Raw genomic sequence first — 14422 nt, 5'->3', positions numbered from 1 at the left:
ATGGTTGAAAAAAACACAGTTAAAACAGCAGGCTCGGGCTGTGCCATGTGCGGCAAGCCGGTGGTGGAAAAATACAGGCCGTTCTGCTCGAAACGCTGCGCTGATCTCGACCTCGGCAAATGGCTCAATGAAAGCTATGCCGTCCCGGCGACCGAACCGCCGGAGTATCTTGAAGACCTTGAAGATGAAGAAGATTTTCGCGCATAAAAAAAATGCGATTTGAGGCTGGACAAGCCCCGAAGGAGTTTGTATAACCCCGCTCGTTCCGCAGGGAACGCTCCGGAAACGGAGACGCTTAAAGAATGCCCGGGTAGCTCAGTTGGTAGAGCAGTGGACTGAAAATCCGCGTGTCGGTGGTTCGAATCCGCCCCCGGGCACCATCTTTAGGTAGCCCAAAATGACCCGGCCATTGGCCGGGTTTTTTTGTGCGCGAACGAAAGTCGCGTTTCATTTTTTTGATATTCCCCACCTTGAAGACGTCCAAATATTCTAAAGCGGCGCGTGGCTTTTTGCATAGTTTGGCGCTCTATTTTGCATAGTGCCTAATCCAAAAAGGAGCGATCTGGCGCTGCGTTGCGAAACCAGTTTCGCAATGTCCTGAATCTCGTGTGTCGATCCGATCTCCGGCATGTCAGACACCACCTTCGGCACTTCCCCAGTGTTTCGCAGGACCATCGCTTCATGCGCGTCACTGATGAACCCCGAACAAACCTCGGGCCTCCAGCAACCTCGCCGACGGACCACCTACAGACGGTCCACGGGCTCGTTGCCCACTTCGATCATCTTCCGGTCACGGTGCCAACCTGCCACCCCGACATCCAGACAAACTTCGGGCCTTCGCCATACTCGCCAACCGACGGCTCTCGGGCTTCTGACCCGCTCTGATCACTCTCGGCCCTGATGGCATTTCCGGCAACCGGTTCGGCCCGGACACACTTCGGGCGTCGGTCATTCTCGCCAAAGACGGACTTCGGGCGCACGGCCCCCATCTGTCCACCATCGGCGGGCCAAAGCCCGCTGCTGCCATCGTTGCCGCCTCCGGCAAATCCGGGATCCCTTCCCCGATAAGACGCACCTCTCCCGTCATGACAAACAAGCGTATTCGAAACCTGTTAGACCCGGCGCGAAATGCCGCCGTAATGGCTTCGCCATCCGCCGACCCATATCCTGCGGATTACCCCGCCATCCTGTCTGTGTCTTTGCCGCTGCATCCTGATATCCTCTTTGATCCGGCCCCAAACGCAAAACCCCGCAAGGCACAAGGCTTTGCGGGGTTCGGTCCGGGGGCATTTATCCCGTTGACTTTTATCTTATGCCATAAATAAAAGAACAAATCAAGAACTTTTTTGAAAAACTTTATACGCTGTCAGAAAAAGGGAGGGAATCGCGGGCAACGGCACCTTTTCACCCTCGACAAATTTGCGATTCGTCCGGGTGTTTTGATGATTCCTCATACTTGTACTGCTCAAACGAACGTATCGCGTCGGTTCGCTTTTCAAATGAAAACAACCGTGCGCGCAAGATGTCAGCCGCAACATTAACGCTTGAAAAGAGACAGTCATGTCAGGAATGTTGCAGAAATTTTACATCCCGTTACCATGATGTCTGGCGGCTGGTTTCAAACTGCTGAAACACAAATCGGGCTATGACGTTATGGCAGACAGCGTGTTCTGCGCTGCAATAACAAACATCCAGGGGACCCTGATGGCCGAAAAGCAGATCGAGATCGAACTGAAGCTCCGTATCGATCCGAAACATGTATCGCGTTTGAAGCAGGCACCCGTCCTGCGCGAGGTCAAGGAAGGCCGTCGTCTTCTGACCACCCATCTTGTGTCCATCTATCACGACACGCCCAAGCTTTCGCTGGCCCGCAAGGGGCTGGCCCTGCGTGTGCGCAAGAAGGGAACGAACGGGTGGGAGCAGACCGTCAAGGCATCAAACGGACTTCGCGAAGCCCTGCCGGAACGTCATGAATGGAATGTCGAACTGCCCGATGGCGTTCTTGATCTGGATAAATTCACCGATGAAGACGTCGTCGGACTGCTTGATAAGCACGTTAAAAAGAAGAAGATCGAACGGATTTTTGAAACCGATCTGAAACGCAGTGCGGTTGATCTGACCTATCGCGACGCGATCATGGAACTGGCAATCGATCAGGGCGTGGTGCGCACCGCGGAGAAAGAATCACCCCTGTCCGAGGTGGAGCTGGAGCTGAAGGAAGGCCATCCCGCCGCCCTGTTTGATCTGGCACTTGAACTGCAACGCACCGTACCCCTGTTCCTGAGCCTGCGCTCAAAGGCATCGCGCGGACGTGCGCTTTATCTTAACGAGACACCTGGCTTCTATAAGGCACCTCCGGTCGGGCTTGCTGCCGATATGTCGGCCGAAATTTCGTTTCGGGCGGTTCTTGCGCAAGGGCTTCGGATGATCCTTGGCAACGAGGTCTGCGTGCGCGAAGACCTTCATATCGAAGGCTGCCATCAGATGCGGGTGGGGATGCGCCGCCTTCGGGTTGCGTTCAACCTGTTTAAGAAAAACCTGCCGCAGGGCGAGGCTGTCCTGATCCGCCGCCTGCTGAAACATTGCACCAAGGCGCTTGATGGCCTGCGCGACTGGGATGTTTTCCTAACCGAAACCCTGCCGATGGTCGAGGAACGGTTTCCCGATCATCCCGGCGTCGCCGATCTGCGCAAGGCTGCCGCCAAGCAGCGCGAAGCGGCCTTGGTAATCGCGCGCGAAATGCTTGAAAGTTTCGAGTATCAGCAGCTTTTGTTGTTGCTTGGCGCATGGTCGAGTTATTCGCGCTGGGCATCGGGGGCGGATGCCAGCCAGATGAAGGCGATGTCTGCACCTGTCACAAAACTGGCAGAACCGCTGTTGAGCCGGGCCTATAAACGCGTGACCAAACGCGGCGGCGACGTTGGCAAGCTTACGGTGCCACAACTTCACGCCTTGCGTCTGGATGTCAAACAGATGCGCTATGGCAGCGATTTCTTTGGCGAGGTTTATGCGGCCAAACCGGTCAATAAATTCCGCAAGGAACTGACGGGTTTGCAGGAAATTCTTGGCTGGCTGAATGATGTTGCCGTGGCAGAATCCCGCCTGATGGCCTTGCGGCCGCAGCTTTCCAAAGACGGCATGATCGCCATTGGCCTGATTTCCGGCTGGTTCGGTGCACGCGCCGATCATCGCCTTCAGGGGCTTGATAAGGCATGGAAGAAATTCGAAAAGCAGAAACCGTTCTGGAAGTAGCCCGCCCGGCAAATCGAAACCGGGCGGCGGCTAGGTCGCTGCTCGTTTCATATCCTGATAAGCCGCCAGCGCCCGCTCACGGCCTTCTTTGATACCGATCAGGGGCTCGGGATAGCTCTGCCCCAAATCCACCCCTGCGGCCTTCAGGATCAGCGGGGATGCTTCCCACGGCTTATGGATATATTGCGCGGGCATATCGGAAAGTTCCGGGACCCATTGCCGGACGTAACGGCCGTCCGGGTCAAATTTCTCGCCTTGCAGGACCGGATTGAAAATCCGGAAATAGGGGGCGGCATCGGCACCACAGCCCCCAATCCATTGCCAGGAAAACGGATTATTGGCCGGGCAGGCATCGACAAGCGTATCGTCAAACCATGCCAGACCTTCGCGCCAATGGATCAGAAGGTGTTTGACCAGTACCGATCCGACAATCATCCGCACCCGGTTATGCATATAACCGGTATGCCAAAGTTCCCGCATTCCGGCATCGACAATCGGAAAACCGGTTTGCCCGCGTTGCCAGCGTTCAAGCGCCTTTGGATCATCATCCCACGGGAAATCGGTGAATTGCCCCTGAAGCGGCACGGATTTCAAATCCCTGGCATGAAACAGGATGTGATGGGCAAATTCCCGCCAACCCAGTTCGGCCATAAATTTTGATGCGGTTTTGCCTTGGCCGGGATGGGCGTCGGCGTAATGGTTTGCCGCGTGCCACACCTGCCGCGGGCTGATCTCGCCAAACCGCAGATGCGGGGACAGTTCCGACGTCACCCGATGATCGGGTCGGTCGCGCAGGTCGGCGTAATCAGAAAGCCTGCCATCAATAAAGTCATGTAGCTGATCCATCGCGCCCTGTTCACCCGGCGTGAACCGATCGGCAAAGCCGGTGGCCCAGTCAAACGGCTTGGGCGACAGATCAAGCCCGGCAATATCTGCTTCATCGCTCAGTTGCAGATCGCCAAGCGGGATGCTTTCAGGGGCTTTTTTGGGTTCTGCCGGGGGTGGCAGTTTCAAACACGCCCGCCAGAACGGACTGAAAACCTTGAAGTCCGATCCGGCCCCGGTTTTGACTTCCCATGGTTCATACAGCAATTGACCATTGAAGCTTTCGCATTCGATATTCTGATCGCGCAAGGATGATTTGATATCAGCATCGCGCGCGATGGACGCCTTGTCATAAAGCCGGTTCCAGAAAAGCGCGCCGATTTTGTGATCAGTTTGCAACTGATTGAAAACGTCCCGCGCATCCGATCTGAAAACCCGCAGACAGGGGGCCTTTTTTCCGGCCACTGTTGCAAGGCTTTCATCAAGACGCGTCAGGGTTTTTTCGAGCCACCAGCGCGTCGCCCCGCCCAATTGGGCATCAATCACCCGATCAAGGATAAATACCGGAAGCACGATGCCGTTATTTTGCTGTGCCCACTTTACGCTGGCGTTCAATGCCGGGTTGTCGGCAAGACGAAGGTCATTGCGAAACCACATGATGGCAATCGGTGCGGCAGAAGCAGAAGGCATCCGGGAACTCGTACCTTGGGGGAGGGAGGGGGCAAAAGGGTGAGAGAGCACATCGACTGTGACAGCATAGAGGGATGTCGATGCGCTCTCTCTGGCTCGGGGTACATCATCATGTACGGCGGACCAGATTGATCAGTTCATCGAAACTTTGCGAAATCACATTCTTTTTCCATCCGGCAAATCCAAGCACCAGTCCGTGGGGCAGGTTGCCGCGATTTTGTGTCGATTTATCATGATAGTAGGATGAAAGCGCCCGGCAGTCGAGCTGCGCCTTGACCATCTGGTCCTGCAATTCCACATCGTCCTGGTCACAGATAAGGCGCGTGCAAAGATGCAATCCCCCATCCGATGGCAGGACCTGCAAAATATCGCTGGCGCGTGTCTCGATCAGGTCACGCAGATGCGCCCGGCGCTCACCGTAACTCAGCCGCATCTTGCGGACATGACCGCCAAAATGCCCCTCGGCAAAAAATGCGGCCAGTGCCGCCTGTGCCGTTGGGGCGGGCACGCCATCGGCAAAGCCGCGCATCCCGCGAAATACCGGGATCAGGGCATGTGGCAAAACCAGATAGCCAAGCCGGATACCGGGAAACAGGACGCGCGAAAACGTGCCGACATAAAGCACGCGATTTTGCTGGTCCAACCCCTGAAGGGACGATAACGGCGGCCCGTCATAGCGATAGTCGCTGTCATAATCGTCTTCGACGATCCACGCATCATGGGCATCCGCCCATGCCAAAAGGGCAAGACGACGGGCAAGCGACAATGTCGTGCCCAGCGGATAATTGCGCGATGGCGTCGTGACCACAATGCGCGCCGGGGGCCCCTGATCAAGCCTGTCGACCTGCAATCCATCGGTATCGACCGGGATCGGAAGCAACGTTGCACCACTGGCGGCAAGGACCCCGCGAATACCTTCATAACCCGGGTCCTCGGTCGCGATCACGTCACCGGGGTCCACAAGGGCACGCGCAATCAGGTCCAGCGCCTGCTGCGCACCGGAAACAATCATCACCTGATCGGCATCACATTTGACCCCGCGCGATTGCCGCAACCATTTGGCAACCTCGTCGCGCAATGCCGGCATGCCAAGCGGATCAACCGGTATGGTCAGATCAAGGGTGGGGGCCCGCCAGCTTCGGCGCAGTAACCGGGCCCAAAGATCAAATGGAAAGGCATCAAGATCGGGGGTTGCCGGGTTAAACGGACGCGCCACGCGAAACCGTGGAAAGCGCCGGTCATAGGCCAGCATGCGGGTCGCACTTTGGCTAAGCCGTGGAAGGTTTGCGGATTTACGGGTCTGATCGGCCGATGCGGGCAGGATGGTTGCCGTCATTTCCCGGTCGGGCAGACTACTGGCAACGAAGCTTCCGGCCCCGATCCGGGTTTCAAGATAACCTTCGGATACCAGCAGATCGAAACTCGTCACCACCGTATTGCGTGAAATGCCAAGGCTTTTGGCCAGATCACGGCTGGCAGGCAGCTTTTCACCCGGATGCAGTCGCCCGTCCAGAATGGCCTGGCGGATGCCAAGATAAAGCCGGCGATAAGCCGTATCGCCGTTCTCATCGCCTGCCGTGGCTGCATGGCTGGGATAGATCCAGGTAAAGTCGCTGCGCATGGTGGCCTATCGAAAATCAGGGTCAGTAAAATTGGTTCTATCAAAATTATTATAACGGACCTTTGATAAAGTCCAATTATGCCGATGATCACACCAGCCCGTCGCACCACCAGAAGTTACAGAGAAATAGAAAATGCCTGATACCATCGACCTTCCCGAGCAATACGAAGTCTATCCATCAACCAAAATCGTGCGCGGCCCCAAACGTGCGAGTTACGACCGTAAACTTGTGCATGGCATTATCGATGATGCCCTGATCTGCCATGTCGGAACCGTTGTGAATGGTCGCCCGTCGATGATCCCGACCGCGCATTGGCGCGTGGGCGAACGGATTTATATCCATGGTGCATCGAAGAACCGCATTCTGGCCGCCATCGCCAATGGCGAGGAAGCCTGCCTGTGCATCACCCATCTGGATGGTCTTGTCATGGCGCGTTCGGCATTCCATCACTCGGCCAACTATCGGTCGGTGGTGATTTACGGCAGGGGCGAAATCGTGGCCGACCCGGAAGGCAAAATGGAACATTCCCGGCTGTTTGTTGAAAAGTTGTCCAAAGGCCGCTGGGACCAGATCCGTCACCCCAGTGAACAGGAGCTCAAGGCCACCATGTTCCTTGGTTTTGACCTGAACGAGGTATCGGCCAAGGTCCGTAGCGGTGATCCTGTCGATGACGAGGAGGATTACAGTCTGCCGGTCTGGGCCGGGGTTTTACCCTGCACCAATGTCTGGGGCGATCCGGTGGCAGATACCCGCCTTGATCCGGCCTATTCCGGACCGGTTGCCAAAGCACCGGAATAAACAAAAAGGCAGCCAGATGACTGCCTTTTAAATCGGAACAGGTCGGGCTTTAACCCGCCAGCGCAACCGCGATTTTTGCGCCAAGGACCGCATTGTTGCGCACCAGCGCAATATTGGCTTCAAGGCTTTTGCCCTTGGTATGCTGGGTCACGCGTTCCAGAAGGAAGGGCGTGACTTCGCGACCATGGATGTTAAGGCCCTTGGCTTCGATCAGCGCGCTGTCAATCGCATGTTCGATGGCATCAAGCTCCAGTGCCTTGTCCGCAGGCGGCGGGTTGCCGATCACGGCACCCCCTTCAAGACCAAAGTCCCATTTGGATTTCAGGAATTCTGCAATCTCGGCCGGGGTGTCGAGGCGGATCGGGGCTTTCTGGCCGCTCTTGACGGTATAGAAGGCCGGGAATTCATCGGTGCCATATGCAATCACCGGCACACCTAGCGTTTCAAGATGTTCAAGCGTCATCGGAATATCAAGGATTGCCTTGGCACCCGCGCAGACGACGGCAACGCTGGTTTTGCCAAGTTCGGTCAGATCGGCCGAGATATCAAAACTTGCCGCAAGTTCGCGGTGAACCCCGCCAATCCCGCCGGTGGCAAAGACCTTGATACCGGCTTTTTCCGCCAGAATCATGGTTGCTGAAACGGTGGTGGCACCATCACGTTTTTTGGCGATGCAATAAGGAATATCACGGCGCGACAGTTTCAGAATGTCGGTGCCCTTGGCAAAATATTCCAGTTCCGACGGCGACAGGCCGATTTTGCAACGCCCGCCGATCACCGCAATGGTGGCCGGGATTGCGCCATTATCACGCACGTCCTGCTCAACCGCCTGCGCGGTTTCAAGGTTCTGCGGATAGGGCATCCCGTGCGAGATGATGGTGGATTCAAGGGCGACAACCGGGCGGCCTGCCGCAAGGGCTTCTGCGACTTCCGGGGCGATATCGATAAAGTCCGACATTCAGAATGCTCATGGTTGAGTTAAAGTTTTAAAGGTCAGGATTACGCGGATCAGGTTGTAAAATCTACCCCAAACAGATCATGGCTGTTGTGTGCGGACAAACAAAAACGGCCGCCCCATCGGGACGGCCGTTTTGCAAAACAAAGCGGAAAGCCTAGTTCTTTTCTTTGTCGACGAGCTGGTTGGCAGCAATCCACGGCATCATCGCGCGCAGCTTGGTGCCAACTTCTTCGATTTCGTGTTCGGCGTTCAGGCGACGGGTTGCCTTGAACATCGGCTGGCCGCAATGCATTTCCTGAACGAAGTCACGAACGAATTTGCCTTCCTGAATGTCGGCAAGAACTTCTTTCATGCGTTCTTTGACCGATGCGTCGATTACGCGCGGGCCGGTGACATAGTCGCCGTATTCCGCGGTGTTCGAGATCGAATAACGCATGTTGGCCATGCCGCCTTCATACATCAGGTCGACGATCAGTTTCACTTCGTGCAGGCATTCGAAATAGGCCATTTCCGGAGCATAACCAGCTTCGGTAAGGGTCTCAAAACCGTATTTGATCAGCTGGGTCAGGCCGCCACACAGAACAGCCTGTTCGCCGAACAGGTCGGTTTCGCATTCTTCGCGGAAGGTGGTTTCGATCACGCCCGAACGGCCGCCACCGATTGCCGATGCATAGGAAAGTGCGAGTTCAAGCGCGTTGCCCGACGCGTTCTGTTCGATGGCAACGAGGCAAGGCACACCACCGCCACGTTTGTATTCGGAACGAACCGTGTGGCCCGGGCCCTTCGGTGCGATCATCATGACGTCAAGATCAGCACGCGGCTCGATCAGGCCGAAATGAACGTTAAGGCCGTGTGCGAACAGAAGGGCGGCACCGTCTTTCAGGTTGTCGCGCAGTTCGTTGGCATAGATCGCAGCCTGGTGTTCGTCCGGGGTCAGGATCATGACAACATCTGCCCATGCGGCGGCTTCGGCCGGGGTCATGGTTTTCAGACCGGCATTTTCAGCCTTCTTGCGCGAGCTGGAACCTTCACGAAGGCCGACAACAACGTCTTTGACACCGGAATCATGAAGGTTCAGTGCATGGGCATGGCCCTGCGAACCGTAACCGATGATGGCAACTTTTTTGGTCTTGATCAGATTAACATCTGCATCGCGGTCGTAATAAACACGCATCTTTCGATACCTCTGGACGTTGGACCACGCGATTTTTCTTTGCGTGGCGGATGGATCAAATTGTTAAAGCGGGACTGCCAAGGCACCCCCGGCGAACTCACATCGTCAGCGTGCCGCGCGAAATTGCTGCGACACCCGTGCGCGAAGTTTCCGAAAGCCCCAACGGCTCCATCAATTTGATGAAAGCGTCAATTTTTTCCGGGCTTCCGATGATTTCGAAGACGAAGGAACTGTTGGTCGCATCGACTGCGCGGGCCTTGAAGATATCGGCAATACGCAGGGACTCGACGCGCTTTTCACCCGATGCAATCACCTTGACCAGGGCAAGTTCACGTTCAACGCACGGTCCTGAAAGGGTCAGATCGCTGACCTTGTGAACCGGCACCAGACGTGAAAGCTGTGCCTTGATCTGTTCGATCACCATGGGCGTACCCGAGGTGACAACAGTGATGCGCGACTGATGGGAACTGGCGTCAACCTCGGCCACGGTCAGGCTTTCGATGTTATAGCCACGACCGGAAAACAGGCCGATGACACGGGCCAGAACGCCTGCTTCGTTATCCACCAGAACGGATATCGTGTGTTTCGAAATTTCGGTTTCTCTCACGGGTCTTGCTCCGCTAGGGCGCGGGCGGGCGCATTCAATGTGCAGCCCGGCCCGGCCTTTGATTTTGGTTTTGATGATGTCTTGACGCGAACGGGTTTCGCGGATCAGACCAGAACCATCCCTTCGTCGGAATCAATGGCTTCGTCACCGGTGGTTTCCGCACCAAGCAGCATTTCATTATGCGGCTTGCCCGACGGAATCATCGGATAGCAGTTTTCCTTGTCATCCACGGCCACATCAAGGATCACCGGACCATCAATCTCAAGCATCTGCTTAAGCGTATCGTCCAGATCGGCCGGGTTGTTGCAGGTAAGACCGGTAAAGCCGAATGCCTCGGACAGTTTCACGAAATCCGGAAGGGATTCGCTGTAACTTTCCGAATAGCGCGACCCGTGCAGCAATTGCTGCCATTGGCGGACCATGCCCATGTAACGGTTGTTCAGGATCACGGTTTTCACCGGCAGGCGATACTGGGTCAGCGTCGCGCATTCCTGAATATTCATCATGATCGATGCATCACCGGTAAAGCAGACAACGGTGGCATCCGGGTGGGCAACCTGAACGCCAAGGGCCGCTGGCATGCCATAACCCATGGTGCCAAGCCCGCCCGACGTCATCCATTCATGCGGATGTTCAAATCCGAAATGCTGGGCCGCCCACATCTGGTGCTGTCCGACATCGGTGGTAATGTATGTCTTGCGATCACGCGTGAGTGCATGAACGCGACGGATCACATGCTGCGGCTTGATGATATCCTTGGGCTGCTTGTAGGACAGGCAATGCTTGCCCCGCCAGCCTTCGATCTCGTCCCACCAGCTATCAAGCGCCTTGGCTTCGATCTTGTGCTGTTTGGCTTTCCAGATTTTCATCATGTCTTCAAGGACATGACCGACATCGCCAACAATCCCGATATCGACCGGAACGTTTTTGTTGATCGAGCTTTGATCAATATCGATCTGGACTTTCTGCGAACCCGGCGAGAAGAAATCAAGGTTGCCGGTCACGCGGTCATCAAATCGTGCACCAACCGCAATCATCACATCGCAATCGTGCATCGCCATGTTCGCTTCGTACGTACCATGCATGCCCAGCATGCCAAGATACTGTTTATCCGAAGCCGGATAGGCACCAAGCCCCATCAGCGTCAGCGTGATCGGAATGCCGGTCAGACGGGTGAATTCCGTCAGGACCTTGCAGGCCTGGCTGCCGGAATTGATGACGCCACCACCGCAATACAGGATCGGCTTTTTCGCCGATGCCAGCAATTCCAGCGCTTCCTCGATCTGGCCACGGTCGCCTTTGACAACCGGGTTATAGGTGCGGTGCTGAACCTGTGACGGTTCAAGATACGGTGCCTTGGCAACCAGAATATCTTTCGGCAGGTCGATCACGACCGGACCCGGGCGGCCGCTTGACGCAACGTGGAATGCTTCATGCATCGTGCGTGCAAGCTTCGCACTATCCTTCACCAGATAGTTATGCTTGGTGCAGGGGCGGGTGATGCCGGTGGTGTCGGCTTCCTGAAAGGCGTCATTGCCGATCAGGTGGGTCGGTACCTGACCGGTCAGGCAGACGATGGGAATCGAATCCATCAACGCGTCGGTAAGGCCGGTAACGGCATTCGTTGCACCCGGACCACTGGTTACCAGAACAACGCCGACCTTTCCGGTCGAACGTGCGTAACCTTCGGCGGCATGCACGGCTGCCTGTTCATGGCGTACTAGGATATGACGAATCCTGTTTTGCTTAAATATCTCGTCATATAGCGGTAGGACGGCGCCGCCGGGATAGCCGAACACGACTTCCACACCCTGATCGACCAGGGCCTGCAACACTACTTCCGAACCGCTTAAAATACGTTCTGCCATGTTTTTCGAGCCTCTTCCTTAGCGACAACAACGTGTCGCGTGATAACCGCGTGGTTGATACATGATCCAATTACCCTTGAACTGGAGTTGAAAAATCCGCCGAAACGGCGGTTTTCCGCCATTTCGACGGCGGAAGGGCCAACCTATCGCCTCACTTTGGCGTGGTCAACAGAAATTGGTGAACATCATTACGCAATTTGCCTGCCAAACTTTCCGAATATTGCGTGTCGATGATCTCCTTGTCACTCATCTGATGACGAAACCACGTTAATTGACGCTTGGCATAACGCCGGGTTTCGCGCTGCGATTTCTCTTTTGCACTCTCAAGATCGATCTCGCCGGCAAGGTAGGCGGCAATCTCGCGCACGCCGACGGCCTTCATCACCGGGGCTGTTTCCGGCAGGTTTTCGGCCAAAAGCCCCCGCACTTCCTCAATCGCGCCCTGTTCGATCATCAAATCGAAACGCCGGTTGCAGCGATCATAAAGAATGTCGCGCGGTGGCATGTAACACAGCTTTTTGAAAACCATGCCGTCGGGCGGGGTTACCATCGGTTCGCGGTGCCATGCCGCCACCCCGCGCCCCGTGCCCGCCAGAACTTCGGCCGCACGAATCAGGCGCTGGGTATTTGACGGATCAAGGGTGGCGGCGGTGTCGGGATCGCGTTTGGCAAATGCTTCAAAAAAGGCCTGATGTCCGTCTTTTTCAAGCTCGGCTGTGACCTGGTCGCGAATCCCGGCAGGAATATCGGGAATCGGCGCGATCCCCTCGGTCAGGGCATTCAGATACATGCCCGTACCCCCGGTAATGATCGAAAGCTTGCCGCTTGCATGACATTCGGCAATTTCCGCCATCGCCATATCGCGCCATTTTCCGGCCGAACATGCTTCGCGCCCGGATAGTACGCCATAAAGCCGATGCGGCGCGCGCGCGATCTCGCTGTCATCGGGCCGCGCGCTCAACACGCGCAGTTCTTTGTAAACCTGCATGCTGTCGGCATTGATCACCACCCCGTCAAACGCATCCGCCAGATCAAGTGCCAAGGCGGACTTGCCGCTGGCTGTTGGCCCGGCAACGATAAGGACGGGTTGGAAGGGAATCGTGCTGCTTGGCTGTGTCATATCAATTTGTTTCTATATCGGGATTTTATGGCTGCCACGGGTCAAGCAGCTTCACGCCTGTCTGTTCAAAATCACGAATGTTCCGCGTCACAACCGTCATGCCATGTACCAGTCCGGTTGCCGCGATTAGGGAATCCCGCTCTGACTTCGGATCGGGAACGTGCAACCGGGCACATTGTCGGACAACTGTCTCATCTATTGACAGAATGCGATTTTCAAACGCGCACAGGACATGGGCTTCAAACCATTCGCGCAATATGCCCCCCTGATCGGGAGCTCGACGTTCTAGTTGCAAAATCCCGGTCTCGATTTCCAAGATGGTTACGACCGAAATATAAAGACTGGCAGTCGGGACAGAATCCGCCCATCGAACAACATTTCCGTCGGCTTTTCCGTTACCGGCTTTGCGCAATTCCGATATGACATTCGTATCAAGGATATACATCAAGAAAAATCAACCGGACGTGTGATCGGCTGCATGCGCGGCGGCTCAAACTCGATATCGCCTGCTGCTGGCATGGCAAGAAGATCAACAACTGACGGCAATTGCCCGGTCAGTTTCTGGTAATCTTCAATCGACAGCAAAACATGCGATGGCTTGCCCCGGTCCGTGATCATGACCGGCCCGTTGCGGGATGCCTTTTTGGCTCCGCTCGTGTCCTGATTGAAATCACGGCTCGTGATTGTTGTGATACCCATGGCTCGCCTCCAATATTGTAGCAACAATGCTACAATGTCTGCGCGCGTTTTTCAATAATGTAGCAACAAGTCTATATCTGATAAGGTCTCGTGTTATGTTTCGACCGTTGTGACTTTGCGGGAACAAACGCATGTCGGTAATCTTGTATGGCTATCATTATAGCGTTTATACGCGCATCGTCAGAATGGTACTCGCCGCCAAGGACATTGCGTATCGCTATGTCGAAATTGATCCCTTTTCCGACAATCCTGATCTGGCTTACCTTGATCTACACCCCTTTGGTCGGGTTCCGGTGATCCGTAATGGTGATTTTGTCCTGTATGAAACCGCACCTATTGCGCGATATCTTGATGAAATTTCCCCTCCTGTATTGCTTTCACCACCCGATCCCGAAAGTCGGGCGCTGATGATGCAAATGATCCAAATTGCGGATAGCTACGGATACTGGCCCATGGTGCGACAGCTCTTTGCCCATCGCGTCTTTCGGGTGGCTGAGGGCGAGGAGCCTGAGGAAAACGTTATCGCCGAAGGTAAAGTCGCATCGCGAAAAGTTTGTGAAGCACTAGATAAGCTTGCGGGCGACGGGGACTTTCTGACAGGGGCAGCGATCAGCCATGCCGATCTGCATCTTGGCGCGATGATGGCTTATTTCACGTTGGCCCCGGAAGGGTTGGAAATTGTGAATAGCTTTCCGCGCCTGCAACGCTGGTGGCAAGGGATGGCCAGTCACGCCCTTCTTCGTAAAACCGATCCGGGCTTACCCGTAGCCTGAAGAAAACTCCTTGTCTTTGCCGGTCCCAATACGGAT

At 55.5% G+C, this 14422-nt stretch carries 14 protein-coding genes and 1 tRNA gene; 5 read left to right on the top strand and 10 right to left on the bottom strand.

Annotated features, from left to right (window positions below):
- Together TH3_RS15435 and TH3_RS15430 are read left to right on the top strand one after the other, a co-directional pair.
- Positions 1-207, top strand: coding sequence for a DNA gyrase inhibitor YacG (locus tag TH3_RS15435; RefSeq protein ID WP_007092056.1), 207 nt, complete (start codon positions 1-3; stop codon positions 205-207).
- 97 nt (positions 208-304) lie between these two features.
- A tRNA-Phe gene (locus tag TH3_RS15430) sits at positions 305-380 on the top strand.
- Between the two features lie 399 nt (positions 381-779).
- Here TH3_RS15430 and TH3_RS15420 read toward each other — a convergent pair.
- Positions 780-980, bottom strand: a complete 201-nt coding sequence (locus tag TH3_RS15420) for a hypothetical protein (protein ID WP_139328326.1) — start codon at positions 978-980, stop codon at positions 780-782.
- A 724-nt stretch (positions 981-1704) separates the two neighbouring features.
- Between TH3_RS15420 and TH3_RS15410 the strand changes: the two genes are divergently transcribed.
- Positions 1705-3252: a CYTH and CHAD domain-containing protein gene (locus TH3_RS15410; protein WP_040061096.1), complete on the top strand. Its 1548-nt coding sequence runs from the start codon at positions 1705-1707 to the stop codon at positions 3250-3252.
- A 30-nt stretch (positions 3253-3282) separates the two neighbouring features.
- Here the strand turns inward: TH3_RS15410 and TH3_RS15405 are convergent, their stop codons facing one another.
- Positions 3283-4767: a cryptochrome/photolyase family protein gene (locus tag TH3_RS15405; RefSeq protein ID WP_007092052.1), complete on the bottom strand. Its 1485-nt coding sequence runs from the start codon at positions 4765-4767 to the stop codon at positions 3283-3285.
- Between the two features lie 109 nt (positions 4768-4876).
- A complete protein-coding gene (pdxR, locus tag TH3_RS15400) occupies positions 4877-6388 on the bottom strand; it encodes a MocR-like pyridoxine biosynthesis transcription factor PdxR (RefSeq protein WP_007092051.1) in 1512 nt (503 codons plus the stop codon).
- Positions 6389-6521: 133 nt separating this feature from the next.
- On the opposite strand from pdxR, the gene TH3_RS15395 reads away from it, so the two are divergent.
- Complete coding sequence (locus tag TH3_RS15395; protein WP_007092050.1) at positions 6522-7187, top strand: pyridoxamine 5'-phosphate oxidase family protein; 666 nt, start codon at positions 6522-6524, stop codon at positions 7185-7187.
- Between the two features lie 49 nt (positions 7188-7236).
- Here TH3_RS15395 and TH3_RS15390 read toward each other — a convergent pair whose 3' ends face one another.
- The 7 genes from TH3_RS15390 to TH3_RS15360 form a co-directional block, all read right to left on the bottom strand.
- Positions 7237-8145, bottom strand: coding sequence for a pseudouridine-5'-phosphate glycosidase (locus tag TH3_RS15390; protein ID WP_007092049.1), 909 nt, complete (start codon positions 8143-8145; stop codon positions 7237-7239).
- A 154-nt stretch (positions 8146-8299) separates the two neighbouring features.
- Positions 8300-9319, bottom strand: a complete 1020-nt coding sequence (gene ilvC / locus TH3_RS15385; protein WP_007092048.1) for a ketol-acid reductoisomerase — start codon at positions 9317-9319, stop codon at positions 8300-8302.
- A 97-nt stretch (positions 9320-9416) separates the two neighbouring features.
- Positions 9417-9926, bottom strand: coding sequence for an acetolactate synthase small subunit (gene ilvN / locus TH3_RS15380; protein ID WP_007092047.1), 510 nt, complete (start codon positions 9924-9926; stop codon positions 9417-9419).
- Between the two features lie 104 nt (positions 9927-10030).
- Positions 10031-11794 (bottom strand): acetolactate synthase 3 large subunit, encoded by a 1764-nt coding sequence (locus tag TH3_RS15375; RefSeq protein ID WP_007092046.1) that lies wholly within the window; start codon positions 11792-11794, stop codon positions 10031-10033.
- A 151-nt stretch (positions 11795-11945) separates the two neighbouring features.
- On the bottom strand, positions 11946-12914 hold the full coding sequence (gene miaA, locus TH3_RS15370; RefSeq protein ID WP_007092045.1) for a tRNA (adenosine(37)-N6)-dimethylallyltransferase MiaA: 969 nt from the start codon (positions 12912-12914) through the stop codon (positions 11946-11948).
- Positions 12915-12939: 25 nt separating this feature from the next.
- Positions 12940-13359: a type II toxin-antitoxin system VapC family toxin gene (locus TH3_RS15365; protein WP_007092044.1), complete on the bottom strand. Its 420-nt coding sequence runs from the start codon at positions 13357-13359 to the stop codon at positions 12940-12942.
- Positions 13359-13613 (bottom strand): type II toxin-antitoxin system Phd/YefM family antitoxin, encoded by a 255-nt coding sequence (locus tag TH3_RS15360; protein WP_007092043.1) that lies wholly within the window; start codon positions 13611-13613, stop codon positions 13359-13361. Before TH3_RS15360 ends, TH3_RS15365 begins: the two co-directional genes overlap by 1 nt.
- A gap of 143 nt (positions 13614-13756) precedes the next feature.
- Between TH3_RS15360 and TH3_RS15355 the strand changes: the two genes are divergently transcribed.
- Positions 13757-14386: a glutathione S-transferase family protein gene (locus TH3_RS15355; RefSeq protein WP_233421788.1), complete on the top strand. Its 630-nt coding sequence runs from the start codon at positions 13757-13759 to the stop codon at positions 14384-14386.
- Positions 14387-14422 lie beyond the last annotated feature (36 nt).

The sequence above is a fragment of the Thalassospira xiamenensis M-5 = DSM 17429 genome (assembly GCF_000300235.2).
Taxonomy (GTDB): Bacteria; Pseudomonadota; Alphaproteobacteria; order Rhodospirillales; family Thalassospiraceae; genus Thalassospira; species Thalassospira xiamenensis.
Note: the sequence above shows the minus strand (reverse complement) of the source record. Positions and strands in the feature narration are given on the sequence as shown.

Bases quoted from the DNA above. Each gene is read 5' to 3' on its own strand.
- TH3_RS15435 (WP_007092056.1), top strand. From the start codon at position 1: ATGGTTGAAAAAAACACAGTTAAAACAGCAGGCTCGGGCTGTGCCATG.
- TH3_RS15410 (WP_040061096.1), top strand. From the start codon at position 1,705: ATGGCCGAAAAGCAGATCGAGATCGAACTGAAGCTCCGTATCGATCCG.
- TH3_RS15405 (WP_007092052.1), bottom strand. From the start codon at position 4,767: ATGCCTTCTGCTTCTGCCGCACCGATTGCCATCATGTGGTTTCGCAAT.
- pdxR (WP_007092051.1), bottom strand. From the start codon at position 6,388: ATGCGCAGCGACTTTACCTGGATCTATCCCAGCCATGCAGCCACGGCA.
- TH3_RS15395 (WP_007092050.1), top strand. From the start codon at position 6,522: ATGCCTGATACCATCGACCTTCCCGAGCAATACGAAGTCTATCCATCA.
- TH3_RS15390 (WP_007092049.1), bottom strand. From the start codon at position 8,145: ATGTCGGACTTTATCGATATCGCCCCGGAAGTCGCAGAAGCCCTTGCG.
- ilvC (WP_007092048.1), bottom strand. From the start codon at position 9,319: ATGCGTGTTTATTACGACCGCGATGCAGATGTTAATCTGATCAAGACC.
- TH3_RS15375 (WP_007092046.1), bottom strand. From the start codon at position 11,794: ATGGCAGAACGTATTTTAAGCGGTTCGGAAGTAGTGTTGCAGGCCCTG.
- miaA (WP_007092045.1), bottom strand. From the start codon at position 12,914: ATGACACAGCCAAGCAGCACGATTCCCTTCCAACCCGTCCTTATCGTT.
- TH3_RS15365 (WP_007092044.1), bottom strand. From the start codon at position 13,359: ATGTATATCCTTGATACGAATGTCATATCGGAATTGCGCAAAGCCGGT.
- TH3_RS15360 (WP_007092043.1), bottom strand. From the start codon at position 13,613: ATGGGTATCACAACAATCACGAGCCGTGATTTCAATCAGGACACGAGC.